The organism is Streptomyces sp. CBMA123, from assembly GCF_014596465.1.
Taxonomy (GTDB): domain Bacteria; phylum Actinomycetota; class Actinomycetes; order Streptomycetales; family Streptomycetaceae; genus Kitasatospora.
In genome coordinates this window covers 15347-38324 of record NZ_MECK01000190.1, presented here as the reverse complement: position 1 = coordinate 38324, position 22978 = coordinate 15347, and the positions used below count along the sequence as shown (strand labels likewise).

The 22978-nt window shown below is 72.0% G+C and carries 26 protein-coding genes and 2 pseudogenes; 12 read left to right on the top strand and 16 right to left on the bottom strand.

What is annotated here, in order from left to right:
- The first annotated feature begins 8 nt into the window (after positions 1 to 8).
- The 4 genes and pseudogenes from BG452_RS21500 to BG452_RS21485 all read left to right on the top strand — a co-directional run.
- The gene (locus tag BG452_RS21500) at positions 9 to 926 is read left to right on the top strand and encodes an aldo/keto reductase (protein WP_188305969.1); all 918 of its coding nucleotides are present in this window, start codon (positions 9 to 11) and stop codon (positions 924 to 926) included.
- 28 nt (positions 927 to 954) lie between these two features.
- The gene (locus BG452_RS21495; RefSeq protein ID WP_188305968.1) at positions 955 to 1905 is read left to right on the top strand and encodes a JmjC domain-containing protein; all 951 of its coding nucleotides are present in this window, start codon (positions 955 to 957) and stop codon (positions 1903 to 1905) included.
- A 403-nt stretch (positions 1906 to 2308) separates the two neighbouring features.
- Positions 2309 to 3580, top strand: a complete 1272-nt coding sequence (locus BG452_RS21490; RefSeq protein WP_188305984.1) for a nucleotide sugar dehydrogenase — start codon at positions 2309 to 2311, stop codon at positions 3578 to 3580.
- Positions 3522 to 3749, top strand: a pseudogene (locus tag BG452_RS21485) (adenylyl-sulfate kinase); the annotation flags it as partial. The gene BG452_RS21490 and the pseudogene BG452_RS21485, both read left to right, overlap by 59 nt.
- Before the next feature lie 251 nt (positions 3750 to 4000).
- Here BG452_RS21485 and BG452_RS21480 read toward each other — a convergent pair.
- On the bottom strand, positions 4001 to 5536 hold the full coding sequence (locus tag BG452_RS21480; protein WP_188305967.1) for a DEAD/DEAH box helicase: 1536 nt from the start codon (positions 5534 to 5536) through the stop codon (positions 4001 to 4003).
- 367 nt (positions 5537 to 5903) lie between these two features.
- Positions 5904 to 6107: a cold-shock protein gene (locus tag BG452_RS21475; RefSeq protein WP_030918248.1), complete on the bottom strand. Its 204-nt coding sequence runs from the start codon at positions 6105 to 6107 to the stop codon at positions 5904 to 5906.
- Positions 6108 to 6607: 500 nt separating this feature from the next.
- Here BG452_RS21475 and BG452_RS21470 point away from each other — a divergent pair, with 500 nt between their 5' ends.
- Positions 6608 to 6829, top strand: a complete 222-nt coding sequence (locus tag BG452_RS21470) for a hypothetical protein (protein ID WP_188305966.1) — start codon at positions 6608 to 6610, stop codon at positions 6827 to 6829.
- 234 nt (positions 6830 to 7063) lie between these two features.
- Here the strand turns inward: BG452_RS21470 and BG452_RS21465 are convergent, their stop codons facing one another.
- The 3 genes from BG452_RS21465 to BG452_RS21455 all read right to left on the bottom strand — a co-directional run bounded on the left by BG452_RS21465 (position 7064) and on the right by BG452_RS21455 (position 8579).
- A complete protein-coding gene (locus tag BG452_RS21465; RefSeq protein WP_188305983.1) occupies positions 7064 to 7369 on the bottom strand; it encodes a MerR family transcriptional regulator in 306 nt (101 codons plus the stop codon).
- A gap of 669 nt (positions 7370 to 8038) precedes the next feature.
- Complete coding sequence (locus tag BG452_RS21460) at positions 8039 to 8251, bottom strand: hypothetical protein (protein WP_188305965.1); 213 nt, start codon at positions 8249 to 8251, stop codon at positions 8039 to 8041.
- Positions 8252 to 8387: 136 nt separating this feature from the next.
- The gene (locus BG452_RS21455; protein ID WP_188305964.1) at positions 8388 to 8579 is read right to left on the bottom strand and encodes a hypothetical protein; all 192 of its coding nucleotides are present in this window, start codon (positions 8577 to 8579) and stop codon (positions 8388 to 8390) included.
- Between the two features lie 184 nt (positions 8580 to 8763).
- Between BG452_RS21455 and BG452_RS21450 the strand changes: the two genes are divergently transcribed.
- The 6 genes from BG452_RS21450 to BG452_RS21425 all read left to right on the top strand — a co-directional run bounded on the left by BG452_RS21450 (position 8764) and on the right by BG452_RS21425 (position 14052).
- Positions 8764 to 9147: a hypothetical protein gene (locus tag BG452_RS21450; RefSeq protein WP_188305963.1), complete on the top strand. Its 384-nt coding sequence runs from the start codon at positions 8764 to 8766 to the stop codon at positions 9145 to 9147.
- A gap of 168 nt (positions 9148 to 9315) precedes the next feature.
- Positions 9316 to 9579 (top strand): hypothetical protein, encoded by a 264-nt coding sequence (locus BG452_RS21445; protein WP_188305962.1) that lies wholly within the window; start codon positions 9316 to 9318, stop codon positions 9577 to 9579.
- 445 nt (positions 9580 to 10024) lie between these two features.
- A complete protein-coding gene (locus BG452_RS21440; protein ID WP_317621164.1) occupies positions 10025 to 10711 on the top strand; it encodes a type III effector protein in 687 nt (228 codons plus the stop codon).
- A gap of 285 nt (positions 10712 to 10996) precedes the next feature.
- Positions 10997 to 12964, top strand: coding sequence for a molecular chaperone HtpG (gene htpG / locus BG452_RS21435; RefSeq protein ID WP_188305961.1), 1968 nt, complete (start codon positions 10997 to 10999; stop codon positions 12962 to 12964).
- A gap of 220 nt (positions 12965 to 13184) precedes the next feature.
- Complete coding sequence (locus BG452_RS21430) at positions 13185 to 13826, top strand: hypothetical protein (RefSeq protein WP_188305960.1); 642 nt, start codon at positions 13185 to 13187, stop codon at positions 13824 to 13826.
- 70 nt (positions 13827 to 13896) lie between these two features.
- Positions 13897 to 14052 (top strand): hypothetical protein, encoded by a 156-nt coding sequence (locus BG452_RS21425; protein WP_188305959.1) that lies wholly within the window; start codon positions 13897 to 13899, stop codon positions 14050 to 14052.
- Between the two features lie 9 nt (positions 14053 to 14061).
- Here BG452_RS21425 and BG452_RS21420 read toward each other — a convergent pair whose 3' ends face one another.
- The 7 genes from BG452_RS21420 to BG452_RS21390 all read right to left on the bottom strand — a co-directional run bounded on the left by BG452_RS21420 (position 14062) and on the right by BG452_RS21390 (position 17436).
- Positions 14062 to 14706: an L-threonylcarbamoyladenylate synthase gene (locus tag BG452_RS21420; RefSeq protein ID WP_188305958.1), complete on the bottom strand. Its 645-nt coding sequence runs from the start codon at positions 14704 to 14706 to the stop codon at positions 14062 to 14064.
- A gap of 460 nt (positions 14707 to 15166) precedes the next feature.
- Positions 15167 to 15331, bottom strand: coding sequence for a hypothetical protein (locus BG452_RS21415; RefSeq protein ID WP_188305957.1), 165 nt, complete (start codon positions 15329 to 15331; stop codon positions 15167 to 15169).
- A gap of 26 nt (positions 15332 to 15357) precedes the next feature.
- A complete protein-coding gene (locus BG452_RS21410) occupies positions 15358 to 15561 on the bottom strand; it encodes a CsbD family protein (protein ID WP_188305956.1) in 204 nt (67 codons plus the stop codon).
- 116 nt (positions 15562 to 15677) lie between these two features.
- The gene (locus tag BG452_RS21405) at positions 15678 to 16079 is read right to left on the bottom strand and encodes a DUF2267 domain-containing protein (protein WP_188305955.1); all 402 of its coding nucleotides are present in this window, start codon (positions 16077 to 16079) and stop codon (positions 15678 to 15680) included.
- Between the two features lie 42 nt (positions 16080 to 16121).
- Positions 16122 to 16529, bottom strand: a complete 408-nt coding sequence (locus BG452_RS21400; protein WP_188305954.1) for a DUF2267 domain-containing protein — start codon at positions 16527 to 16529, stop codon at positions 16122 to 16124.
- 6 nt (positions 16530 to 16535) lie between these two features.
- Positions 16536 to 16874, bottom strand: coding sequence for an STAS domain-containing protein (locus BG452_RS21395; protein ID WP_188305953.1), 339 nt, complete (start codon positions 16872 to 16874; stop codon positions 16536 to 16538).
- Positions 16875 to 16995: 121 nt separating this feature from the next.
- Positions 16996 to 17436, bottom strand: coding sequence for an Hsp20/alpha crystallin family protein (locus tag BG452_RS21390; protein WP_188305952.1), 441 nt, complete (start codon positions 17434 to 17436; stop codon positions 16996 to 16998).
- 109 nt (positions 17437 to 17545) lie between these two features.
- Between BG452_RS21390 and BG452_RS21385 the strand changes: the two genes are divergently transcribed.
- Positions 17546 to 18217 (top strand): hypothetical protein, encoded by a 672-nt coding sequence (locus BG452_RS21385; protein WP_188305951.1) that lies wholly within the window; start codon positions 17546 to 17548, stop codon positions 18215 to 18217.
- Positions 18218 to 18814: 597 nt separating this feature from the next.
- Here the strand turns inward: BG452_RS21385 and BG452_RS21380 are convergent.
- From BG452_RS21380 to BG452_RS21365, 4 genes and pseudogenes are all read right to left on the bottom strand, one after another.
- Positions 18815 to 20161, bottom strand: a complete 1347-nt coding sequence (locus tag BG452_RS21380) for an NAD(P)/FAD-dependent oxidoreductase (protein WP_188305950.1) — start codon at positions 20159 to 20161, stop codon at positions 18815 to 18817.
- A 112-nt stretch (positions 20162 to 20273) separates the two neighbouring features.
- A complete protein-coding gene (locus BG452_RS21375) occupies positions 20274 to 21530 on the bottom strand; it encodes an aspartate aminotransferase family protein (RefSeq protein WP_188305949.1) in 1257 nt (418 codons plus the stop codon).
- Between the two features lie 17 nt (positions 21531 to 21547).
- The gene (locus BG452_RS21370) at positions 21548 to 22669 is read right to left on the bottom strand and encodes a Zn-dependent alcohol dehydrogenase (RefSeq protein WP_188305948.1); all 1122 of its coding nucleotides are present in this window, start codon (positions 22667 to 22669) and stop codon (positions 21548 to 21550) included.
- Positions 22666 to 22962: pseudogene (locus tag BG452_RS21365) on the bottom strand (aldehyde dehydrogenase family protein); the annotation flags it as partial. The gene BG452_RS21370 and the pseudogene BG452_RS21365, both read right to left, overlap by 4 nt.
- Between the last annotated feature and the right edge of the window lie 16 nt (positions 22963 to 22978).

The following is a 22978-nucleotide window of genomic DNA, read 5'->3' as shown; positions in this document are numbered from 1 at the left end:
ACGCAGCGATGACGATGAAGTACGGGAAGATCGCCGGCGTGGACCGCGAGGTCTCGCGCATCACGCTGGGCACGTCCGGCATGCGGACGTACGAGAAGGCCGCACCCCTGCTGGAGCACTTCTTCGGGCAGGGCGGCAATCTCCTGGACACGGCCTTCGCCTACGGCGGCGGCGTGTGCGAGGAGGTCCTCGGCACGTGGCTGGCCCGCAACACGCCGGACGAGCCGCCGGTGATCATCGCCAAGGGGGCGCACCCGCCGAAGTGCGCGCCCGAGACGATCGCCGAAGAGCTCTCGATCTCTCTGGAGCGCCTGGGCGTCCCGCGGGTGGACATGTACCTGCTGCACCGCGACGACGAGCAGATCCCGGTCGGCGCATGGGTGGACGCGCTGGAGGCCGAGGTCCGCGCCGGCCGGATCGGCGCCTACGGCGGTTCCAACTGGCGACGGGCCCGCGTCGAGGAGGCCACCGCGTACGCGCGTTCCACGGGCGGGCAGGGCTTCGCCGCGGTGAGCAACCACTTCGCGCTGGCGAAGATGGCCGAGCCGCTGTACCCGGGGTGCATCGCCGCCGATGAGGACGACCTCGCCTGGTTCGCCCGGAACGACGTGGCGTTGATCCCCTGGTCCAGTCAGGCGCGCGGGTTCTTCTCCGGCGTCGACCTCGGCCTGCTCGACCCGAACATGGTGCGCTGCTGGGACACGCCGGCCAACCGCGGCCGCCGCGAGCGCGCCCAGCGGCTGGCCGCGCGGCTCGGCGTCGAGACGATCAACGTCGCCCTCGCCTACGTGCTGGCGCACCCGGCGGCCTTCCCCGTCATCGGGCCCCGCGACCCGGCCGAGGCCGCGATCGCGCTCGGTGCCCTGAACATCGAGCTCGACGCCGCCGCGCTCGCCGAGCTGAACGGCGACGGGCGGCTGGGCTGAGCCTGCCGGCCGGACAAGGAGGAATGCGATGACGAGTCGGGAAGTACTGCCGGGCCTGGTCGGCGACGTCTCGGACTTCTACGCGAAACACTGGCGCACCGCTCCGGCGGTGTTCAGGCCGCGGGAGCGGGAGCAGGCGCCCGACTCGACGGGCCCGATCGGTTCGCTCAGCCCGATCAGCCTGCGGGAGGTCGACGACGCGATCGATTCGGGACTGCTGCGCGCGCCCTACCTGGAAATGGTGCGCAAGTCCACGCCGATCGACATGGGCGACTACACGAGGGCCCGCACCGTCAACAACGTGCTCGCCGAGGGCTTCGCGGACGCCGAGGGCATCAGACGCATGATGGACGACGGCGTGACCCTGCTGCTGCGCAATGTGGAGCACTGGCACATGGCCACCCGCGAGGCCGCCACACTGCTCGAACGGAGCCTCGGGCGCCGCGTCGAGGCGTTCCTGTTCGCGACCCCGCCCGGCGAGCAGGGCCTGCCCGTCCACCGCGACGACGCCGACGTGCTGCTGGTGCAGATCCAGGGCGGCAAGCGCTGGAAGGTCTACGCCGGACCGCGCAGCACCGCCTGGTCGCCGGGCCGGGCCGGCAACGTGGGCCCGGCGCTGCTGGCGGAGGTCGTGCGCGAGGGCGAGGTGCTCTACATCCCGCGCGGATTCGCCCACGAGGCGGTCGGGGAGCAGGACGAGCTGTCCGTGCACCTGTCGTTCACGATCCGGGAGGTCGGCCGCTCCGAGCTGCATGCGGCGTTGGAGCGCCTGTTGCTGGACGGGATGCCGCTCAACCACCGCCCCCGCACCGAGCAGGAGCTGCTGGACGACGCCGAGCACCTGCTGGACCGGTTCCGCGCCGGAGCCGGCCGCCTCACCGCCGCCGATGTCCTCGCCGAGGCACGCCGGGCGGAGGCCGTCGGCGGGGAACCCGCCCGATCCGCGCTGGCCACGCGCGCAGGGGAGACGCCGTCGTGACGCCGGCACGAACGCCGTGAAGCCCTGCGGATCCGGCGGCCGCCGGCCCCGACCGGCCGCGGGTCGTCCGGTCGACCGTTGGATCCGCACTCCGCTGGTGGAGACCTGCGGCGATCGCCTCGCGAGCCGGAACGCCCGGCTCGCGAGCTGCCGCTGCCGCTGCCGCTGCCGCTGCCGTCACGATCCGCCGGAATGGCCGACAAGTACCGGCATCCGTACGCCGGTTCCACTGCCGGAATTCCGCAGTCGCCGCACCGGCGGTGGCTCGATTCACCTGGGTGGGAAGTCGGGGTGGGAAGTCGTCGGCCGGCGCCGCGACCGGTTCCCGCGCCGAGGTGAACCGGATGAGTCATCCACTCCTGAACGTCGTCCAAGCTTCACTCCGAGGGGGGTTGTGCGCGCAATGAGTTCCCGTACACCTGTTGATCTGGTCGTGGTCGGCCTGGGCTACGTGGGCCTACCGCTGGTCCGTGGGGCCGCCCGGGCGGGCCTGCGGGTGGCGGGCTTGGACCTGAGCCGTCCGGTGGTGGACGGGCTCAACGCGGGGCGCTCCCACATCGATGACATTTCCGACGCCGAGGTGGCGGCGATGCTGGACCACGGGTTCAGGGCCACCACCGAGGCCTCGGTGATCGCCGGCGCGAAGGCGGTGGTGATCTGCGTGCCGACCCCGTTGACCGCGCACGGAGCTCCCGACCTGTCCGCGGTGAACAGCGCGGTCGCCGTGGTGGCCGATCACCTGCGAGCCGGAACGCTGGTGGTGCTGGAGTCGACGACCTACCCGGGCACGACCGATGACGTCGTCCGGCCGGCGCTGGAGGCCGGCGGACTGCGCGTCGGGATCGACTTCCACCTCGCCTTCTCCCCCGAGCGCATCGACCCGGGAAATCCCGACTTCGGACTTGAGAACACCCCCAAGGTGGTCGGCGGGTGCACTCCGGACTGCACGAAGGCCGCCCGCCGGCTCTACGAGCATTTCGTCGGGGAGGTGGTGGAGGCCAAGAGCCCGCGGGAAGCAGAGATGGCGAAACTCCTCGAGAACACCTACCGGCACGTCAACATCGCGTTGGTCAACGAGATGGCCATGTTCTGCCGGGAGATCGACGTCGACCTGTGGGACGCCATCCGCTGCGCCTCGACGAAGCCGTTCGGATTCGCCCCGTTCTATCCCGGGCCCGGCGTGGGCGGCCACTGCATTCCCATCGACCCGAACTACCTCTCCCACAAGGTCCGGTCGCTGGGTATTCCGTTCCGGTTCGTCGAGCTGGCGCAGGAGATCAACCAGCGGATGCCGGTGCACGTGGTCCAGCGGTCGGTCGATCTGCTCAACGGCCGGGGCAAGGCGATGAACGGCTCTCGGGTGCTGCTGCTGGGCGTCACCTACAAGCCCGACATCTCCGACCAGCGCGAGACGCCGGCCACCGCGCTCGTGCTCGAAATGCGACGACGCGGGGCGGACGTCCGGTACTACGATCCCAAGGTCGCGACCTGGGACGTGGCCGGAACACCGGTGGAGCGGGTGACGGACTACCTGGCCGACGCCGAGACGGCCGACCTCACGATCCTGCTCCAGCCCCACAGCGACATCGACGTCGTCAAGCTCGCCGACCGCGCGGATCTGCTCTTCGACACCCGGGGGAAGACCCTCGGGCACCCGCGAGCGGTGCAGCTGTGACGACGGCGATGAGCTTCGACGGCCCCTCCACGCCGGCCTCGGTTTCTCCCACGAGGACCGGAAGACCAACGTCACGCGGATCGGCCTGGTCGCCGAGATGCTCGCCGCCGAGGGCGTCACCGCACTGGTTCCGGGGCTCGCCCCTCACGCCGGCCGCCGGGACGCCGTCCGCGCCCACCACGTGACCGGCGGGGCCGAGTACCTGGAGGTCCAGATGACTCGGCCCCACCGGTCCGGCGAAGCCGCACCTGGCCGGCGCCGGGGCGGGCAGCCTTCGGGCCACGGCGCCGGCACAGCGCCGCGACCTACACCGTCGCGACCTACCAGCCCACGGACAGCTGCACGGCGAATCCGGTGTCGCCGTCCCGCCTCCACCGTCGGTGCGGGCCCGGTCCGCGCCGGGAGCCGGGCCCGGCGGTGCTACGCGGCGAGGGCGACGCGCTTGGGGGCCCGACGGCGGGAGGAGCTCTGGTTGTCTCGGCTCGCGGCAGCCCGGTTGTCACCGACGGTGGAGGCGGGACGGCCGCGCCGGCCGCGGTTCGCGGAGGGGCTGCGGCGCGGCCGTTCCACGACGGGATCGGCGATCACGGTGGGGATCCCGGTGGGCACCCGGGCACCGGTGATACGGGCCAGCTCCTCGTCGCCGGCGCTGACCCTGGTCGTGATGGGGGTGATGGCGGCGGTGGCCATCATGCGGGTCATCTCGCGGCGCTGGTTGGGCAGCACCAGCGTGACGACGGTGCCGGACTCGCCGGCCCGGGCGGTGCGGCCGCCCCGGTGGAGGTAGTCCTTGTGGTCGGCGGGCGGGTCCAGGTTGACGACGAGGTCGAGTCCGTCGATGTGGATGCCGCGGGCGGCGACGTTGGTCGCGATCAACGCGGTGACCTGGCCGGTGCGGAACTGCTCCAGGGTGCGGGTGCGCTGGGGCTGGGACTTGCCGCCGTGCAGGGCCGCGGCCTTCACCCCGTTCGCGAGCAGGTCCTGCACCAGACGGTCCGCGCCGTGCTTGGTGTCGGTGAACATGATCACCCCGCCGTCGCGGGACGCGATGTGGGCGATCGTGGCGTTCTTGTCGAAGTTCTGCACATGGAGCACGTGGTGCTCCATGGTGCTGACCGCTCCGGCGGACGGGTCCACCGAGTGGGTGACCGGGTCGTTGAGGAAGCGGCGCACCAGGCGGTCGACGTTACGGTCCAGGGTGGCGGAGAACAGCATCGTCTGGCAGCCCTCGGCCACCTGGTCAAGGAGCTCGGTGACCTGCGGCAGGAAGCCCATGTCGGCCATCTGGTCGGCCTCGTCGAGCACCGCGATGCCGACCCCGTCCAGCTGGCAGTCGCCGCGCTGGATCAGGTCCTTGAGCCGGCCGGGGGTGGCCACCACCACCTCCGCGCCCCGGTTCAGCATGTGTGCCTGGCGTCCGATCGACACCCCGCCGACCACGGTCGCCATCCGCAGGCGCACCGCGTGGGCGAAGGGGGTGAGGGCGTCGGTGACCTGCTGCGCGAGTTCGCGGGTGGGGACCAGCACCAGGGCCAGCGGGCGGCGCGGCTCGGCCCGCTGCCCGGCGGTGCGGGCCAGCACGGCGAGCCCGAACGCGATGGTCTTGCCGGAGCCGGTGCGGCCGCGTCCCAGGACGTCGCGGCCGGCCAGCGAGTTCGGCAGCGTCGCGGCCTGGATCGGGAACGGTGTCGTGACGCCCTGGCGGGTCAGGATGGAGAGCAGGGCCTTGGGCATGTCCAGCTCGTCGAAGGCCTCGACGGCCGGCAGCGCCGGGGTGGTGCTGACCGGCATCGCGAACTCGCCCTGCTGGGCGGAGCCCTGACGGGAGCCACGGCCGCCGGACGGGCGGTCGCCGTAGAAGGAGCCGCCGCCGGAGCGGGAGGACCCCGAGTGGCGGGAGGACGCCGAGGAGCGGGAGTTGGCGTTCTGGTACGACGAGCGACTGGAGCGCTTCATGGGAAACCTTCCGGTGCGGCACGTCGCGAGGCGGCTCCGCAGCGCGGGGCGCCGGCAGGAGGCTGCAACGGAACGGGCCTGAAGTATGGAGAGCGGAACGTGGACGGTAGAACCGTGCGGCACGTCACCTACGGTCGGCGCTCACCGCACAGAGCGGGAGCGAGGAACCTCAAAGCCGTGTCATGTCACGGCAGGGCGCCGATCCGGACGCGGCGCTGGGCGTCTCGCGTGGGGATGGGCGGCGGTGGCGGGGCCAGGGGGCCGGACACGGCCGGGGGATGCTCGGTGACGCAATGCCGAGGGGCCCGCACCAGGCATGTGTGCGTGGTGCGGGCCCCTCGCTGCTGGGCGGGTGCCGTGGCAGAAACTACAGCGGACGAATGTTCTCGGCCTGCGGGCCCTTCTGGCCCTGCGTGACGTCGAACTCGACCTTCTGGCCCTCGAGCAGCTCACGGAAGCCGTTGGCGTTGATGTTCGAGTAGTGGGCGAAGACGTCGGGGCCGCCACCCTCCTGCTCGATGAAGCCGAAGCCCTTTTCCGCGTTGAACCACTTCACAGTGCCATTAGCCATAAAAAAATCTCCTTCAAGGGACTGTCCGAAGCACGCACAGCGCGAGCCTCGAGTCACCGTATGGAGCACCCACCCGGAAAAGATCCGGGAAAGAAAAAATGCGCCTGCGATACATCAGCAGGCGCACACAAAGTTCATGGGAACCACTACTGCAACTAGGACCACAGTAGCAGGCCGCAGCCCGCGGCGGTGGGATATTTCCACCCCAGTTCTGCGGGGCCACCCCTGGAGCTGCCGGACCAGAGCCGACGGGTCGGTCAACGCGCCTGGACAGCAAGCCTGTTGACCGAGTGGATCACTCCGCCCGGCCGGCCCGTGGTCCGATGACCGCAGCTGCGGTGCGTCCGCCCTCCCGGTGGCAGCCGCCAGGGGGACGGATCGCGCCTGCCGGCGCCGCCGAGGGGACGAACCGGACGAGCGCACGCGTCACTCAAGATCCCCCGGAAATCGATGGCGCCGAGAAAGCCCGGCCTCGCGCTTTCCGGCGCATACTGGAGCTGATGACTAAATACGCAGCAGTCCCCCGCCACCTGCCCACCAGCCCCTTCAAGGCCCGGGTGGAGGCCCCGCGCAAGCACTTCGCCGTCGGCGACCGGGTCACCCATGACACGTACGGCCTCGGCCGCACCATCGGCGTCGAAGGCGATTTCGCCGTGCTCGTCGACTTCGGGTCACGGCAGGAGCGCATCACTCAGCCGTACACCGCGCTGTTCAAGCTCTGAGCCCGGGCGCCACCCGTCCCGGTCGGCCGTCTCGTGCGGCGCGCCGGCAGGGCGCGCCGCCCGGGGCGGAGGTCTCGTCGTTCAGCGCGTGCCATCCGGGCGGACCTCCGACCCGGCCGAGCACCGCTCTGGCATTCCCCGCCGCATAGCCGCCGGCAGCAGAAGCGCGGCTACGGCCGGAGGGGGGACTGCGGCGCGCGTCGTGGAGGTCGCGGGCCGGCAGTCCGGCTCTCCTCAGGTGCGGTCGCGGCGGAGTTCGGCGTTGATGCGCAGAGCCTCTTCGAGTTGGTCTTCGAGGATGATGATGCGGCACGCGGCGTCGAGGGCGGTGCCCTGGTCGATCAGCTCGCGAACGCGGGCGGCGATGCGCAGTTGGTAGCGGGAGTAGCGGCGGTGACCGCCGGCTGATCGCTGGGGGGTGATGAGTTTGGCCTCGTCGAGGCTGCGCAGGAAGCCCGGCGTGGTGCCCAGGATCTCTGCGGCCCGGCCCATGGTGTAGGCGGGGTAGTCGTCGTCGTCGAACTTGGTCTCTGCGCTCATGTGGTCCGCCGTGTTGTGGTCGGTGGCGAGGGTGGTCTGTTCCACCAGCACCTTCTTTCTCGGGAAACGGGTCGAGGGCCCCGGCACTGTTGTGCGCCGGGGCCCAGGGATATGTGGATTCACTGCACCATCTACTGCACTACTGCTGCCGGCTGATGCGCCGGCCTGCGGTGTCCGCACTGCCCGGGGGAGGGGCAGGATGCGGGGATCGCGTATGCGTGACCGAGGACCACCTCTTCCATGACGTTCCATGACGATGGCTACTGCGGTGACCGCCCAGCTGCTACTGCGTGCCGTGGCGGGCGATCCGACGGGGTGAACCCTTCCCTTCTCCTCTGGTGTGCATCGTGCGTACTGCGATATTGCGAACTGCCGGTACTGCGATCCTGCGCGTGCGCGACCGCCACCGCCCCGGACCCCAAGCACACCCGGGCCCGCGACGCCTGACAGGTCACCCGCCTTCCGCCAAGAGCCCCTTCTGCTGTCACCGGGGCCCGCGTACTGACGACCTGCACGCCTCCTGCATCCCTGCTGGTACTGCGGTACTGCCCAGGCAGTTCGTGTCTGCCTGTCCTGCGGTCCTGCTCTTCCAACACGAGGAACGTTACACAGACCGCTGGGCAATGTCTACTCTCGCCAGCACAGATTTCCATGTCCCGGCACGGGGCTTTATCGCGGTGTCCCAGGTCGGCCGGCGCTGGTGGGATCGCCGGCGCCGGAGCAGGCGGCGAGGGCGTCGCGCAGGGCGTAGAGGTCGGCGACGGTCGCCTGCTCGGCCAGGCGTGCGAGGAGCCGGCGCAGGACTCTTTCGTCGCCGTCGCGGACCGCCTCGACGATTCCGGCGAGCACGAAGGTGTCGGTGATCGGGGCGGACTGCTGCATCTCCACTCTCCTTCGCACCCCGGCGAGGGGCGGTGCGTGTGCCGTGTCTGCGCTCTGCGGCGCCCTGGTCGGGGCGGGAGACTACCGGCCGGGCCGGTGGCCTGGACCTGCGAGGGTGCCACTGCGGCGGTGTCGTTCAGCGGGTGGGTGCGAGCGTGGTGAGCGCGGCGGCCAGGATGTCGTGGACGGCGGGCGCGGCCGTACTGGAGGCGAGCAGGAAGCCGAAGACCACGGCGACGCAGGCCGTGAACCCGCTCGCCTGGCGCCGACGCACCAGAACGGCGAGGACCGCGCCGAAGAACACCACGGCCGACACGTTGAGGACCACGACCACCCCTCGGCGATCCGGCGGGCGACGGCCGAACCGCGCCCGGTATCTATTCCAGCCACCCCATATTTTTCCATGCCGCGATCACAGCTAGTGGAAATTGCCGTGACGCGTCGCGTCCGGCGCCGTCACGGGGTCGGGGCGTCCGTGCGGGCGGCTTGCGGCGGGCACTATCCTCGGTTCCATGTCGAACCCTGATGGGCTGCTCGTCGACATCGCCGCGATGGTGGAGTCCGAGCGCAGTAACCAGATGCCTTTGACCGTGGTCGTCCCGGGGGCGGTCATCACCGGCCGCCTGGCGCCGGAAAGCCTTTGGAACGAACGGGTGGCCGAAGTCCTCGGCGCCTCCGAGCACTTGAAGCCCTTCGCCGCGCTGTTCACGGCGCCCGCCACCGGCGACGGCGACGGCGTGGCGCCGCCTGCCGCGCGGCCGACGCACCTGCATCTGCACGTCGCCCGCATCCTGCAGGGCAGCTACGGCCTGCCCCACACGGGGGGCATGTACCGGATCGCCATCGCCGACGTGAGCAGCTGGACAGTGGGGGACCTCAGCTACTCCGACCAGTGACGCCCCGCCCGGGACGGGTGCGCCGGCGCTGCGGCACGGTCGCCGTGATCGTTCTCACCGTCGAGGGCCGCACCGCCGGGGTGTGGTTGTCGGAACGGTCCGGAGTGCCACGGTTGGTCGGCGTCGTTGCCGCGCCGTTCGATCAGGACGCGGGTCGCGTCGTCGCCGGTGATCCCGCCCCCTTGCCGCATCAGGGTGCGGGAGCGCGAGCGCGCCACCGCCCGCACTCCTTCCTCGGCGTGCTCGATGCGGTTGTCCCGGGCGATGTGCTGCGCCCTGGCCGGACCGCTCCCCGCCGGGTGCGTGTTCCTCGATCAGGCCGTCGGTGAAGCGCGGCACCCGGTCGCCCGCCCGGAGGGCCGGCTCGCCGAGCCGGGGCCCGTCGCCGCCGAAGCCGACGGGCAGGGCGGTGGGGCCGTGCAGGTGCCGTAGGCACCGACGGCGACGGTCGCCTTGGTGGCCGCGGCCGGACCGTGGCCCGTCGCGTCGATCACGGCCAGGTGCCGCGGGCCGTGCATCGCCAGCGGCGGCAGGAGGGACCGCTGGATCTCCGCGGCCGCGCTCATCGGTCCGCGGCGCCGGGCCCGGACGAACTCGTCGGTGCACCTGTGCCTGGCGGTCGACGACCGCCGGCTTTCGCGCGCAGACTCACCACCTTGGTCGCCGCGGTACCGGCCCCTCGCGCCAGGCGTCCATCGGGATCCCCGGCCTCGACCAGGGCCTCGGGGTGCCTGACGGGCAAGCGCGGTGCGCACGCCGTCGGTCGCCTCCGGTCCGGAACGTCTCCGGGGGGTTCGCACTGGTGCGAAGCGCCATCAGCTGTTGTAGCCTGTCATCCATTCGACGACAAAGGCACAGTCAGCGAAAGAGTGACGACGTGGATGTGCAGGACACCGGCGCGGCCGAGGTGGGTCCGGCCTCCTTCCTGGCCGCCGCCGCCGCGCTGGGCACGATGGAGGCCGCCGCCCGTACCGCCCGCCACGCCCCACCGGACCACTCCGGTCAGGACGACCCCGGGCAGGCCCTGGCTGCGCTGCTGATGCTGCGCCACCTGCGCCAGGAACTCGCGGGCTGGGAGACCGGCCTGATCGAGACCGCCCGCGACGCGGGAGCCACCTGGGCCGATCTCGCCGAACCGCTGGGCGTCCAGAGCCGCCAGGCCGCCGAGCGCCGCTACCTGCGCCTTCGTCCCAACGCCGATGCCGGCACCGGGGCGGGCAGCACCGGCGAGCAGCGTGTCCAGGCCGCGCGGGCTCAGCGCGCCGGCGACCGAGCGGTGACCACCTGGGCCCGCGACAACGCCGCCGACCTGCGCAGCCTCGCCGGTCAGATCGGTGCGCTGGGCGACCTGAGCCCCCAAGCGGCCCCCGCCATAGGACGCCTCCTCGACGCGCTCGGCCACCACGACCCCGCCCGCCTGCTCGCCCCGCTCGCCGAGACACGCCCCCTCCTGGGGACGGACCACCCGAAGCTCGCCGACCGCGTCGATCAGGTCACCTCCCGGACCGACCAGCTGCGCGCCGACAGTTCCCGGCACCTCCGCACACCCCCAGCCGGACCGTGACGGCCCCGGCGACGGCCCCTGCCCGGCTGTGGCCCACCCACCGCCGACCGTTCTGCCGCCGACCGCTCCGGCGCGCGGCCCCAGCCCGTCCCTCTCGGACCGCGACGCCTTGAAGCTCCTCCTGTCCTGCTTCGGCACCGCCCGCCCCGGCCACGCCCGCCCCGAGCAGCCCTACCAGCCCCTCAGCCACATCTGACCACCACCGGGCCGTGCAGCACGCCGCCCGACCCCGATCGGCTCGACCCGGCCGGAACCCTTTCCACCACCTCGAAGGAGATGCCTCCCGTGCCCAGCCCGACCCAGACGCTGGAGTTCCAGGCGGAGACCCGCCAGCTGCTGCAGCTGGTGATCCACTCGATCTACTCGAACAAGGACATCTTCCTGCGCGAGCTGATCTCCAACGCCTCCGACGCCCTCGACAAGCTCCGCCTGGAATCCCTCACCGACACCGGCCTCGACGCCGACACCTCCGACCTCCACATCGTGCTGGAAGTCGACGCGCAGGCCCGGACCCTGACGGTGCGGGACAACGGCATCGGCATGACCCGCGAGGACGTCGTCGACCTGATCGGCACCATCGCCAAGTCCGGCACCGCCGGCCTGCTGGCCAAGATCAAGGAAGCCAAGGACGCGGAGGCGGCGCAGAGCCTGATCGGGCAGTTCGGCGTCGGGTTCTACTCCGCGTTCATGGTCGCCGACAAGGTCACCCTGCGCACCCGGCGGGCGGGCACCGAGCAGGGGACGGCGTGGGAGTCCGACGGCGAGGGCACCTACACCATCGCGGAGGCCGAAGGCCTGCCGGTGGGCACCTCGGTGACGCTGCACCTCAAGCCCGCGGACAGCGAGGACGGGCTGGGCGACTACCTGGCCGCGTGGAAGATCCGCCAGATCGTCAAGCAGTACTCCGACTTCATCCGCTGGCCCATCCGGATGGCCACCGAGGCCGCCGGCACCACCGGAGACACCGAGACCGGCGTCGGGGAGGACAGCGAATCCGCCGCCGAGGACACCGCGCCGCGCGAGCTGGAGACCCTGAACTCGATGAAGGCGCTGTGGGCCCGCCCCCGCAGCGAGGTGAGCGAAGCCGAGTACCACGAGTTCTACCAGCAGATCAGCCACGACTGGCAGGCCCCGGCCGAGACCATCCACATGCGTGCCGAGGGCACCTTCGAGTACGAGGCGCTGCTGTTCGTCCCTGCCCACGCGCCGTTCGACCTGTTCTCCCGCGACTCCAAGCGGGGTGTGCAGCTGTACGTCAAGCGCGTGTTCATCATGGACGACTGCGACGCCCTGATGCCGAACTACCTGCGCTTCGTCAAGGGAGTCGTGGACGCCCACGACCTGTCGCTGAACGTCTCCCGCGAGATCCTGCAGCACGACCGCCAGATCACCGCGGTGCGCCGGCGCCTCGTCAAGAAGGTCCTCGGCGCGCTCAAGGGTGTGCAGAGCAACCGGGCGGAAACCTACGCCGAGCTGTGGGAGCAGTTCGGCCGGGTCCTCAAGGAGGGCCTGCTCGAGGACCGCGACAACACCGACGCACTGCTGGAACTGGTCAGCTCCGCCTCCACCCACGACCCGGAGAAGCCGACCACGCTGCGCGAGTACGTCGCGCGGATGAAGGACGGCCAGGACACCATCTACTACCTGACCGGCGAGACCCGGGCGATGGTGGAGAACTCCCCGCACATGGAGGCCTTCACCGCCAAGGGCTACGAGGTCCTGATCCTCACCGACCCCGTCGACGAGGTCTGGACCGACCAGGTGCCCGCCTTCGACGGCCACCGCTTCCAGTCCATCGCCAAGGGCCAGGTCGACCTGGACGAGGCCGACGGCGACGGCGATGACGAGGCGAAGGCCGAGAAGGCCCAGCGCGAACAGGACTTCGCCGCGCTGATCGCCTGGCTCCAGAACAACCTGTCCGACCACGTCAAGCAGGTCCGCCTCTCCACCCGCCTCACCACCTCCGCGGCCTGCCTGGTCGGCGACGCCCACGACCTGACCCCCACCCTGGAGAAGATGTACCGGGCGATGGGCCAGGAACTGCCCCCGGTCAAGCGCATCCTCGAACTCAACCCCACCCACCCGCTGATCACCGCCCTGCGCCGGGCGCACGAGACGAACGCCGACGACCCGGCGCTCACCGACACCGCCGAACTCGTCCACGGCAGCGCCCTGCTCGCCGAAGGCGGCGACCTGCCCGACCCGGCCCGCTTCACCCGGCTGCTGACCGACCGCCTCACCCTCGGCCTGTAGCTCCCCGCCGGGGTGCGGCCCGCCACGTGCCCCTCCGGCACCGCCGGCCGCACCCCGTACCGCTCGACCACCGCTCCCGGCGCGCTTCGCCGCACGAGGCCGGGTCGCTGGGCGGGCCGCGCCCCGGCCCAGCGGCCACGCCCCCGCGTCTCCCGCTCCGGTGCCCGGAAACGGAACCCGGCCACCGCCGACGGCCCCCGACCCGAGCAAGGACACCAGCGTGTACGAGTACACCGACCGCAAGAACCGCACCCTGACCGACCGCATCAACGAAGCCGCCCAGCGCCGCCCGGACCCCGGCACCGAGCAGGACAAGGCCGCAGCCACCGCACTGCTCGCCGACCTGCTCAACGCCGCCGCCCAGCACGGCATCACCCTCGACGTCTTCGACTGGGTCACCGACCTGCCCGGCACCTGCCACCGGGCCGTGGCCAGGCGCCGCGACCTCGCCGACCGCGTCCACGCCGCCGCCGAACGCCACCCGGACCACGGCACCGAGCACGACCAGGCCGCAGCCACCGCGCTGCTCGGCGACATCCTGCACGCCGCGGCGAAACACGGCATCACCCTCGACACCTTCGACTGGGTCACCGACCTGCCCAGCACCTGCTACCGCGCCGTCCTCAGGCGCCGCGACCTGGCCGACCGCGTCGACGAAGCGGCCCAACGCCGCACCGCCCCCGGCACCGAGGAACAGAAGGCCGCCGCGACCGCACTCCTGGCCGACATGCTCAACGCCGCGGCGAAGCACGGCATCTTCCTCGACACCTTCGACTGGGTCACCGACCTGCCCGGAAACTGCTACGCCGCCGTCGTCTCACCCCTGCACGCACGAGCCGCTCACTGGGCCACCGCCGGCTGAACCCGGCGGGCCGCGCCGTCCCGGTCCAGAAACCGCCCCGTCGGCCGGGCCCCAGGGAGAGAGTGCCCCGGTGCTGGGACGGCGCACCTGCCCGTTGGCGCTGCCGACGGCCCGGGTCGCCGTCGTCGGCCCGTCCTACCGGCTCGCCGACGGCACCGCCCGTCTGGTCAGCGCCCGTCTGGTCAGCGCCCGCGGCCGCGGGCTGCCCGCCGGCGCGGCGGCGTGACCGGGTTGCTCAGCGTTCCGCCAGGTCCGGGACGACCTCACGCAGCCGTTCGGCGCTGATCGCGCCCGCGCGCAGGAGGACGGGGGCCGTGCCGGTGATGTCCACGATCGAGGACGGCACGGCCGCCGGGGTCGGGCCCGCGTCGAGGTAGACGGCCACCGCCTCGCCGAGCATGCCCTGGGCGGCGTCGCAGTCCTGCGGCGACGGCTTGCCGGTCAGGTTGGCGCTGGAGACGGCCAGCGGCCCGGTGGCCATGAGCAGATCGAGGGCGACCGGGTGCGCCGGCATCCGGACCGCCACGGTGCCGTGCGTCTCCCCCAGGTCCCACCGGAGCGAGGGCTTGTGGCGGGCGACCAGCGTGAGTCCGCCCGGCCAGAACGCCTGCATGAGGTCCCGCGCCCGCTGCGGCAGGTCGTCGACCAGGGCGTCCAGATCGTCCGGCGAGCCGACCAGCACCGGCGAGGGCATGTTCCGGCCCCGCCCCTTGGCATCGAGCAACCGCGCGACGGCCTCGGGGCCGAAGGCATCGGCACCGAGGCCGTAGACGGTGTCGGTGGGCAGCACCACGATCTCGCCCCGGCGTACCGCCGAGACGGCCTCGCCCAGGCCCATGGCACGCTCGGCCGCCACCGAGCAGTCGAAACGACGTGACATCGCAGTTCTCCAACCGAGCGGGACATCCCGCTTCTCCTCGCGCGGGGAAGACCCGACGCGGCCGACCGCGGTCACATTACCCGCCGCCTTCCGCCTTCCGGAACGAGGGCCGCGTCCCCGCTGTGCTGCCGTCGGCCGGAGCCGGCCGGCCTCGGCCGGGCCGGGAACCTCCAGGTCCCAGCGTTGCGCGGCCCGCTGGCATGCTCCTGCGAGGTTGCGCCGGATGAGGTGGTGCCAGCGGGGCCGCCAGTGGGCCTCGGACCGGAGCCGCCCGATGCGCCGCGGCAGGAGCAGCCGGGTCCGGGGCGTCCGGGTGCTGTCGGTCACGCAACCGCTGACCCCTCTTTCCCCGTACCGGTCCCGTGACGGGGTGGCCGGCCGTCCGAGGACGCCGGTGGGGCGGGAAGCCGGGGAGGTTGTCCCGCCCCACCGGATCGGGGCCGGCGGCGCTGCGCCGCTCCTACCTGCGCGCGCCTCTCCCGCGGCTCAGGCGCACACCGCCGAACACCAGGGCGGCGATGAACAGCACGGCGCCGATGACGAGCAGCCACAGCAGGCCCTTCACCAGGGCGCCGACGAAGCCGAACACCACCGCGATCAGCAGGATGAACAGGAACAGTGCCATGCCGTTGTCCTCCTTCGGCGCGAACGTCAGTCGTTGCGCTTGAGGGCGCCCTTCACCCGGTCGGCGGCGCCGTGCACGGCGTCCTTGACGTCGTCGGCGGCCTGCCTGACCTTGGACTCCGCCTGGTCGGCCTGGCCCTCGCCCTTGAGTTCCTGGTCTCCGGTCAGGTCGCCGGTCTTCTCCTTCGCCTTGCCGGTCAGTTCCTGCGCCTTGTTCGACAGGTCACCCATCGGTTCCTCCAGTGGTCCGTCGGCGGTGCGGTGGCACCGCTCGTTCGTCGCTCTTTGCCCGGTATGGGGGCTTTCATTCCTCCCTCGGTGCGGGCGACCGCCCACCCGGTGCGGGGTCAGGCGGCGGCGGGGGCGAGGTCGGCGCGGCCGAACAGGAGGGCATAGCCGCGCGGCAGGTAGTCGAGGAGTCGGGCGGTGAGGTCGTCGCCGACGAGGTCGGCGAGGGCGGTGAGGACGCAGGAGGCGTCCCAGCGGGCGGTGGCGAGGGTGGTGTTGAGGTTGCGCGCGACGGCTTCGACGAAGGCGGGGGCCGTGGCGGGGCGCCCGAGGGGGATGGGGGTGACGAGGGTGGCGCGAGCGTGTTCGGGCAGTGCGGCGGCGAGGGCGCAGCGTTCGTCGCCGGCCAGCTGGGAGCCGAGTATGCCCAGGACGGTGTCGAGGACGTGTTCGGCCTGCTCGTCGCTGGGGTAGCGGCCGAGGGTGCGCAGTCGCTGGATCAGGCGGCGGTGGCGGGTCATGGCGGGTGGCCTTCCTGGTGGGCTGCCGCGCAGGTGCGGCGGTCAGGGGTGTCGGCCGGAGGCAGCGGGGCGGCCGAAGAGGGTGTCGTAGCCGGGCGGGAGCTGGAGCAGGATCTGCTCCATGAGGTCGTCGCCGGCGGCGTCGGCGACGGTGGACAGGACGGCACCGATGTCCCACAGGGCGGTGGCCTCGGTGGCGCCCTCGATCCAGGCGGCGGTGGCGCGCACGAACCGTTCGGGGCTGAGCGGTGCGGCGGCCTGGAGCGGGCTGAGCAGGATCAGGGCGAGGTGTTCGGGCAGGTGGGCGGCGAGGTCGACGCGGACCTGCCCGATGAGGTGGGCGCCGAGCAGGGCGAGCACGACGCGGGCCGCACCCTCCGCTTCCTCGGGCGTGCTGTACTCGCCGCGTTCGCGGACGGTGTCAAGGAATGCTTCCCAGCGGATCGTCACCGTTGTTCACCTTCCTCCCGGGTGAGGGGTGGACGGGGCCCTCCCGGCGGCCGGACCGGGGACGGGGGTCAGGCGACGGGTGAGGCCGGTGAGCTTGAGGAGGCGGGCCACGGGGCGGCTGATGCCGTACAGGATGAGACGGCGTCCGCTGTGGTCGGCCTGGTCGCGAGCCTGGATGAGGGCGCCGAGGCCCACGCAGTCCATGAAGGTGACCTGCGACAGGTCGAGCGCCACCACGGGGTGTTCGTCGAGCGCGCGTTCCAGTTCGCGGCGGAGGCGCGGGGCGGTGTCGAGGTCGATCTCACCGCGCGCTCGGACCGTGAACGGGCTCAGCAGGGTGGTCATCGCAGGGCTCGCAGTCCCTCCCGCCCGCCGCGGCGGGCGGGAGAGCGGAAGGGGCGGGAGTGTCCCGCGCCGCCCCTCGGGGGGGATCAGGGGCGGCACGGGACGGTCTGGGCGTGGCCGGTCAGGCCCGGATCTGCTTGCGGTCGCCGCTGTGGCTGATCGCGATCTTGCGGGGCTTGGCCTTCTCCGCGACCGGGATCTTCAAGGTCAGCACGCCGGCGTCGTAGTCGGCGGTGATCCCTTCCGGGTCGAGGGTGTCGGAGAGCATGACCTGCCGGGAGAACACGCCGAGCGGGCGCTCGGAGAGCTCCCACTTCACGCCCTCGCCCTCGCCCTCGCGGCGGGGGCGGCGCTCGGCCTTGACGGTCAGCATGTTCCGTTCGACGTCGATGTCGATCGCCTGCGGGTCCACCCCGGGCAGGTCGAAGCAGATCACGTACTCGTCACCGGCGCGGTAGGCGTCCAGCGGCATCGGGGTCGGACGCGACCAGGTGCCGGTCGTGTTCAGGAACTGCTGGGTCAGCCGGTCCAGCTCGCGGAACGGGTCAGTGCGCATCAGCATTGCGAAACACCTCCACTGATCGATGGGTGCCAGTGCGCTTCACCTGACACCGTTGTAGCACGTCGTCCATTCAACGACAAGCGGAGTGTGTCATCGGTAGAATGACGTCATGACTACGAAGCCCCCGAAGCCCGAACCCGGCCCCGGGCCGGTCTCCTTCCTTGCCGCCGCCGCGGCACTCGCCTCCATCGACGACGTCGTCCGCACCGCCCGCGCACCCCACGCCGCCACCCAGGACACCGTGGAGGACGGTGCCGAACAGGCACTGGCCGCCCTGGTCCTGCTGCGCGAGCTGCGCACCCAGCTCGCAGGCTGGGAGGCCCCGCTGGTCGAGGCCGCCCGCGCCGGCGGCGCCACCTGGACCGATCTCGCCCGCCCCATGGGCGTCGCCAGCCGCCAGGCCGCCGAGAACCGCTACCTGCGCCTGCGCCCCGCCGGCACCACCGCACCCGGGGAGACCGGAGCCGAGCGCGTCAAGGCCGTACGCGACCGCCGGGCCGCCGACCGCGCCGTCAGCGCCTGGGCCCGCGACCACGGCGCCGCCCTGCGTGTCCTGGCCGCCCAGATCACCGCCGCCTCCGGCCACGTCCCGGCCGCCGGGCCCGCGCTGACCGCACTCACCACCGCCCTCGGCGCCGCCGACCCCGCCGACCTGATAGCCCCCCTGGCCGAGATCCGGCCCCACCTCGCCACCGCCCACCCCGATCTCGCCGACCGACTCGACGACCTCACCCGCCAGACCGACCGACTCCGCGATGACAGCGACCAACGACGCGCCTGACCCCCACACCACCGGCCCGGACCGGTGGCAGCCCATCCTCCGGAAACTGGCAGACCTCGAAACCCGGGTCCGCACCCTGGGCAGCGAGACCACCGCCGCCCTGGACACGCACCTGGCCCGACTCGATGCCCTGCGCCACCAACTGGCCCACCCCGGCCGGCCTCACGGCGGGGCAGCCCAGGAACCCGGCCGCAGCCGCGCGGCATCACCGGCGCCCCGCCGAGCGGCCCGTCACCCGTCGACGTGATCAACAACCTTCAAAGCACGGCGGGACAGCCGGCGGCACCCACCACCCGCTCAGGACGGACCGGCACCGGATCGCGTACCGGTCCGACGGCCGGCCGGTGCGTCCGCCGTGTCGGGCCCGGGAACCACGGCGTACCGGTTCGGGTCCGTGCGGGCGGAGTCCTCGCGCAGGACCGAGAGGTTCGGCATGGTGTCTTCCGGGACGGTGGGCCGGGCCAGGCCGCGGGGAACGGGACACACGGCCTGGCCCGGGGCAGGTGGGGATCACACGGGGACGGAGGTGGTCCCGGAGGGTTCCGCGCCGCGGGAGAGGGAGCGGTTCACGCGGCTCGACCGGCTCGCGACGGCTGATCAGTGCGCACGGGCGGCGGCGCGCCGGGCGCGGCGCCGGCTGCCGTTGACCATGTCGGTGAAGCGGTCGACAGCCCACGCCGTGCGCAGGCCGAACGGACCCAGCATCACGAAGGGTGGGAATTTCGGTTCCTTCGCCCAGATGCCGTCCAGGTCCTCGTGTCGCGATCCGTCCACGATCAGGTCGGCGATGAGTGACCCGACGTACGGCGCCTGGGCCAGTCCGTGTCCGTTGCACGCGATCGAGTAGTAGACGTCGTCCTCGATCCGGCCTGCGATCGACAGGAAGGACGAGGTCATCGCGATCCAGCCTCCCCACGCGCGTGCCACGGCGACGTCCGCGAGGCCGGGGAAGCGACTGGCGAACGCGCCGGCGAGCTCTTCGACCATGGCCCGGTCCGGGGCCTTTGCCGGGAGCGGGTACCGCTCACCCCGTTCGACGCGGCGGACGCCGAACACGATGGTGTTGCGCGGGGTGAGGCGGTAGTGCTCCATGATCTGGTGCTGGGTGATCACCCCTGATCGACTGCTCCAGCCCAGCGCGGCGATGCGTTCCGGGGCGATCGGCTCCGTCTCCATCTCGATGAGCCACATCGGCACCGAGAGGCGCTCGGGGGTGATGGCCCACTCGCCCGAGTACGCGTTCGTCGCGAGCACGACCGTGTTCGCTCGCACGCTGCCGCGAGGCGTCGAGATCACCACCTTGCCGCGGTCCCGCCTGACGTCGGTGACCCTGGTCCGTTCGAACACCTGCGCCGATGACGCGAGCACGGCGCCACGCACCCCGCGGCTCAGCTTGCCGGGATTCAGTGCTCCGCCCACGGCTTCCCGCATACCGCCCACGAAGGTGCGAGGGATGCCGAGTTCCTCGCTGGTACCGACCGTTCCCCGCCCTCCGGCGCGCCGGAGGATCGCGGCGATGGTCCGCGTCCGCAGCATCTGTCCTCGTCCCACCGCGGCGAAGGCGAGGCCGTTGGGCTCGTAGTCGCAGTCGATGTGGTGGGTCCTGATGAGGTCCTCCGTGAAGCGCGCCGAGTTCTCGGCCAGCTGCACCAGGCCGGGCACCTTCCTGGGGTAGAAGAGGCTCAGCAGTCGCAGGTCGCCGCCCGGGACGGAGGCGATCTGGCCCCCGTTGCGGGAGCTGGCGCCGTAGCCGCAGAACTCGGCTTCCAGCAGCACCACCTCCCGACCGCGCTCGGCGAGCCGCAGGGCCGTCGCCATGCCGCCCATGCCGCCGCCGATGACGGCGACGTCGCACGTGAGGTCGCCGTCGAGGCCCGGGAGGACGTCCGTGGGCGGGTCGATCCAGCCGGTGAAGGTGCTGTACTCGATGGTGTCGATGTTCATGACGGTGCGATCGCTTTCTGAGTCGGCCGCGGGCCCGGTGCCGCCATGACGTCGTGCAGGGCGCGGTGGGCGGAGAAGTGGACGAGGCAGGCGAGGCGGCTTGAGCCGGACGTCACCGCTTCCTCAGGACCCGGTCGAGGGCCTCGGCGGTCGCCTCGACGTCGGCGGTGGTGTGCGCCGTGCTGAGGAAGACCTTGCCGGACGGCATGAACAGGACGCCTTGACGCAGCATCCCTTCGAGGATCACGGTCCAGAGCCCGCCGGTTCCGTGGAGTCCGGTGGCCCCGCCGGCCGGGACGTACTGGAGGAGCGAGCCGACCCGGTTGAAGCGGCCGAAGTCGGACGACGGGCCGAGGGCGCCGCCGACGAGGGCTTCGAACTCGGACGAGGTCTTCTCCAGCTGCTCGTAGACCGCGGGATCGGCCAGGACGCGCATCGTCGCTTCGACGGCTGCCAGGGCGACCGGGTTGGCGTTGAAGGTTCCGGCATGAACCACGCCGGCCGTGACCTGATCGACCAGCTCCGCCCGGCCGACGACGGCGCTCTGGGTGAAGCCACCGGCCATCGCCTTCCCGAACACGGACAGGTCGGGCAGCACGCCGTACTTCTCGGCCGCTCCGCCCCGGGCGATCCGGAACCCGGCGATCACCTCGTCGAAGATCAGGATGACGCCGTGCCGGTCGCAGAGGGCTCGCAGCGTCGACAGGAACTGCGGTGCGGGCGCTTCGACGCCGGCGTTGCTCATCACCGGGTCGACGAGCACGGCCGCGATGTCGCGCTCGACGGCCTCGCTCAGCAGGCGCTCGGCCAGCTGCACGTCGTTGAAGCGCGCCACGACCAGGTCGTCCAGCACGCTGGTCGACTGTCCCGGCCCGCCGGGGGCCGCGGGGCGATCGCAGTCCTCCTCGGACATCCCGGCGTACACGGTGTCGTGCCAACCGTGGTAGCTCTTGGCGAACTTGAGGACGCGGCGGCGCCCGGTGGCGGCTCGCGCGAGGCGCAGCGCGACCTGCACCGCCTCGGTGCCCGTGTTGCTCCACAGCAGTCGCTCGCCGTGCGGGACGGCCTCCAGGACCGCCTCCGCCGCGAGGTATTCCAAGGGGTGGCCGGTGCCGACGACCTGCATCCTGGTCACGACGTCGGACACCGCGGACACCACGCGCGGGTCACCGTGCCCGAGGACGAGCGGCCCCCAGGCCATCACGTAGTCGATGTACCGGTCGCCGTCCAGGTCCCAGACGTGCGCGCCTCGGGCCTGTCGCACGAAGAGCGGATGGGGCGGCATCGCGGCGCGCAGGCCCGACCCCACTCCCCCGCCGATGCTGCGGCGGGCTCGCTCGAAGGCCAGGCGGGATGATTCCAGGGCCATGCGGTTGCCCCTGCCTTTCAGTACGTGATCACCGAGCGGATGCCGATGCCGCGCTTCAGGTGGTCGAAGCCTTCGTTGATGTCCTTCAGGTCGATCACGCGCGTCACGAGGGAGTCGAGGTCGATCCGGCCGTCCAGGTAGTGGTCGATCAGCAGGGGGAAGTCCGAATCCGGCGTGCTGGAGCCGTAGTTCGACCCGATGAGGGAGAGCTCCTGGTCGGACATGACGAACGGGTCGATGGAGATCCGCACGCCGTCCGCCACCTGCCCGGCGACCACCGCCGTGCCGCCTCGGGCGAGGACCGCGTAGGCGGCCTCGATGGTGCGCGGCAGCCCGATGGCCTCGATGGCCACCTCCACGCCGCGTCCGTCGGTGAGCTGGGAGATCCGCTCGGCGAGGTCCTCGCTGCGGTTGTTGATCACGTGGGTGGCGCCGAAGCGGCGGGCCTGCTCGAGCTTGTCGTCGGAGACGTCGGCGGCGATGATCCTCCGGGCGCCGACGAGTCGGGCGCCCTGGATCGCGTTGAGGCCGACGCCGCCGCAGCCGAGGACCAGCACGGTGTCGCTCGGACGCACCTTGGCGGTGTTGACGGCCGCGCCGACGCCGGTGGTGACGGCGCATCCGACCAGGGCGGCCTGGGGGAACGGGGCGTCCTGGCGGACGGCGATCGCCGCCGGCTCGGGCACCAGGGTGTACTGCCCGAACGTTCCCAGGCCGGCGAAACTGTAGACGTCGCCCCCGTCCCCGTCCGCGGACGTGACGCGGGATCGGCCGTCGAACGACAGGTGGTTCGCCGAGTGCCGGCTGACCATGTCGCACAGGACCGGCCTGCCGCCGACGCAGTGGCGGCAGCGGCGACACGACGGCGTCCACGACAGCACCACGTGGTCGCCCTGCTTGAGGGTCGTGACGCCTTCGCCGACGCGCTCGACCGTCCCGGCCCCTTCGTGGCCGAGGATCATCGGCGACGGCACCTCCCACTCGCCGACCAGCGCGTGGAGGTCGCTGTGGCACAGCCCGCTCGCTCCGAGCCGCACGAGCACCTCGCCGGGCGGGGGTGTCGAGGGGAGGGAGACCCGCTCGATGGCCAGCGGCGCGCCCGGGGCCCGGAGGACGGCGGCGTCGAACTCGATGGTCATGACGGGCTTCCTCCCGTGGGCTGCGCCGGACGGGTCGCAGCGGTGCGGATGAGCTTGCGGTTGGCGAACTCGTCGATTCCGGCCCGGCCCAGTTCCCGGCCGAAGCCGGACCGCTTGACCCCGCCGAAGGGCAGTTCGGCGCCTTCGAGGCCGACGCCGTTGACGAAGACCATGCCCGCGTCGATCCGGTCGGCGACGCGCGCGGCCTGGTCGGCGTCGGTCGTGAACAGGTAGGAGCCCAGTCCGTAGGGTGTGGCGTTCGCCAGCTCGACCGCCTCGTCCTCGGACCGGGCCCCTTCTTCGTGTCCG

Excerpts from the sequence above, each read along its gene's own strand:
- BG452_RS21500 (WP_188305969.1), top strand. The coding sequence starts at position 9 with ATGACGATGAAGTACGGGAAGATCGCCGGCGTGGACCGCGAGGTCTCG.
- BG452_RS21495 (WP_188305968.1), top strand. The coding sequence starts at position 955 with ATGACGAGTCGGGAAGTACTGCCGGGCCTGGTCGGCGACGTCTCGGAC.
- BG452_RS21490 (WP_188305984.1), top strand. The coding sequence starts at position 2,309 with ATGAGTTCCCGTACACCTGTTGATCTGGTCGTGGTCGGCCTGGGCTAC.
- BG452_RS21480 (WP_188305967.1), bottom strand. The coding sequence starts at position 5,536 with ATGAAGCGCTCCAGTCGCTCGTCGTACCAGAACGCCAACTCCCGCTCC.
- BG452_RS21475 (WP_030918248.1), bottom strand. The coding sequence starts at position 6,107 with ATGGCTAATGGCACTGTGAAGTGGTTCAACGCGGAAAAGGGCTTCGGC.
- BG452_RS21470 (WP_188305966.1), top strand. The coding sequence starts at position 6,608 with ATGACTAAATACGCAGCAGTCCCCCGCCACCTGCCCACCAGCCCCTTC.
- BG452_RS21465 (WP_188305983.1), bottom strand. The coding sequence starts at position 7,369 with ATGAGCGCAGAGACCAAGTTCGACGACGACGACTACCCCGCCTACACC.
- BG452_RS21460 (WP_188305965.1), bottom strand. The coding sequence starts at position 8,251 with ATGCAGCAGTCCGCCCCGATCACCGACACCTTCGTGCTCGCCGGAATC.
- BG452_RS21450 (WP_188305963.1), top strand. The coding sequence starts at position 8,764 with ATGTCGAACCCTGATGGGCTGCTCGTCGACATCGCCGCGATGGTGGAG.
- BG452_RS21420 (WP_188305958.1), bottom strand. The coding sequence starts at position 14,706 with ATGTCACGTCGTTTCGACTGCTCGGTGGCGGCCGAGCGTGCCATGGGC.
- BG452_RS21415 (WP_188305957.1), bottom strand. The coding sequence starts at position 15,331 with ATGGCACTGTTCCTGTTCATCCTGCTGATCGCGGTGGTGTTCGGCTTC.
- BG452_RS21410 (WP_188305956.1), bottom strand. The coding sequence starts at position 15,561 with ATGGGTGACCTGTCGAACAAGGCGCAGGAACTGACCGGCAAGGCGAAG.
- BG452_RS21405 (WP_188305955.1), bottom strand. The coding sequence starts at position 16,079 with ATGACCCGCCACCGCCGCCTGATCCAGCGACTGCGCACCCTCGGCCGC.
- BG452_RS21395 (WP_188305953.1), bottom strand. The coding sequence starts at position 16,874 with ATGACCACCCTGCTGAGCCCGTTCACGGTCCGAGCGCGCGGTGAGATC.
- BG452_RS21390 (WP_188305952.1), bottom strand. The coding sequence starts at position 17,436 with ATGCTGATGCGCACTGACCCGTTCCGCGAGCTGGACCGGCTGACCCAG.
- BG452_RS21385 (WP_188305951.1), top strand. The coding sequence starts at position 17,546 with ATGACTACGAAGCCCCCGAAGCCCGAACCCGGCCCCGGGCCGGTCTCC.
- BG452_RS21380 (WP_188305950.1), bottom strand. The coding sequence starts at position 20,161 with ATGAACATCGACACCATCGAGTACAGCACCTTCACCGGCTGGATCGAC.
- BG452_RS21375 (WP_188305949.1), bottom strand. The coding sequence starts at position 21,530 with ATGGCCCTGGAATCATCCCGCCTGGCCTTCGAGCGAGCCCGCCGCAGC.
- BG452_RS21370 (WP_188305948.1), bottom strand. The coding sequence starts at position 22,669 with ATGACCATCGAGTTCGACGCCGCCGTCCTCCGGGCCCCGGGCGCGCCG.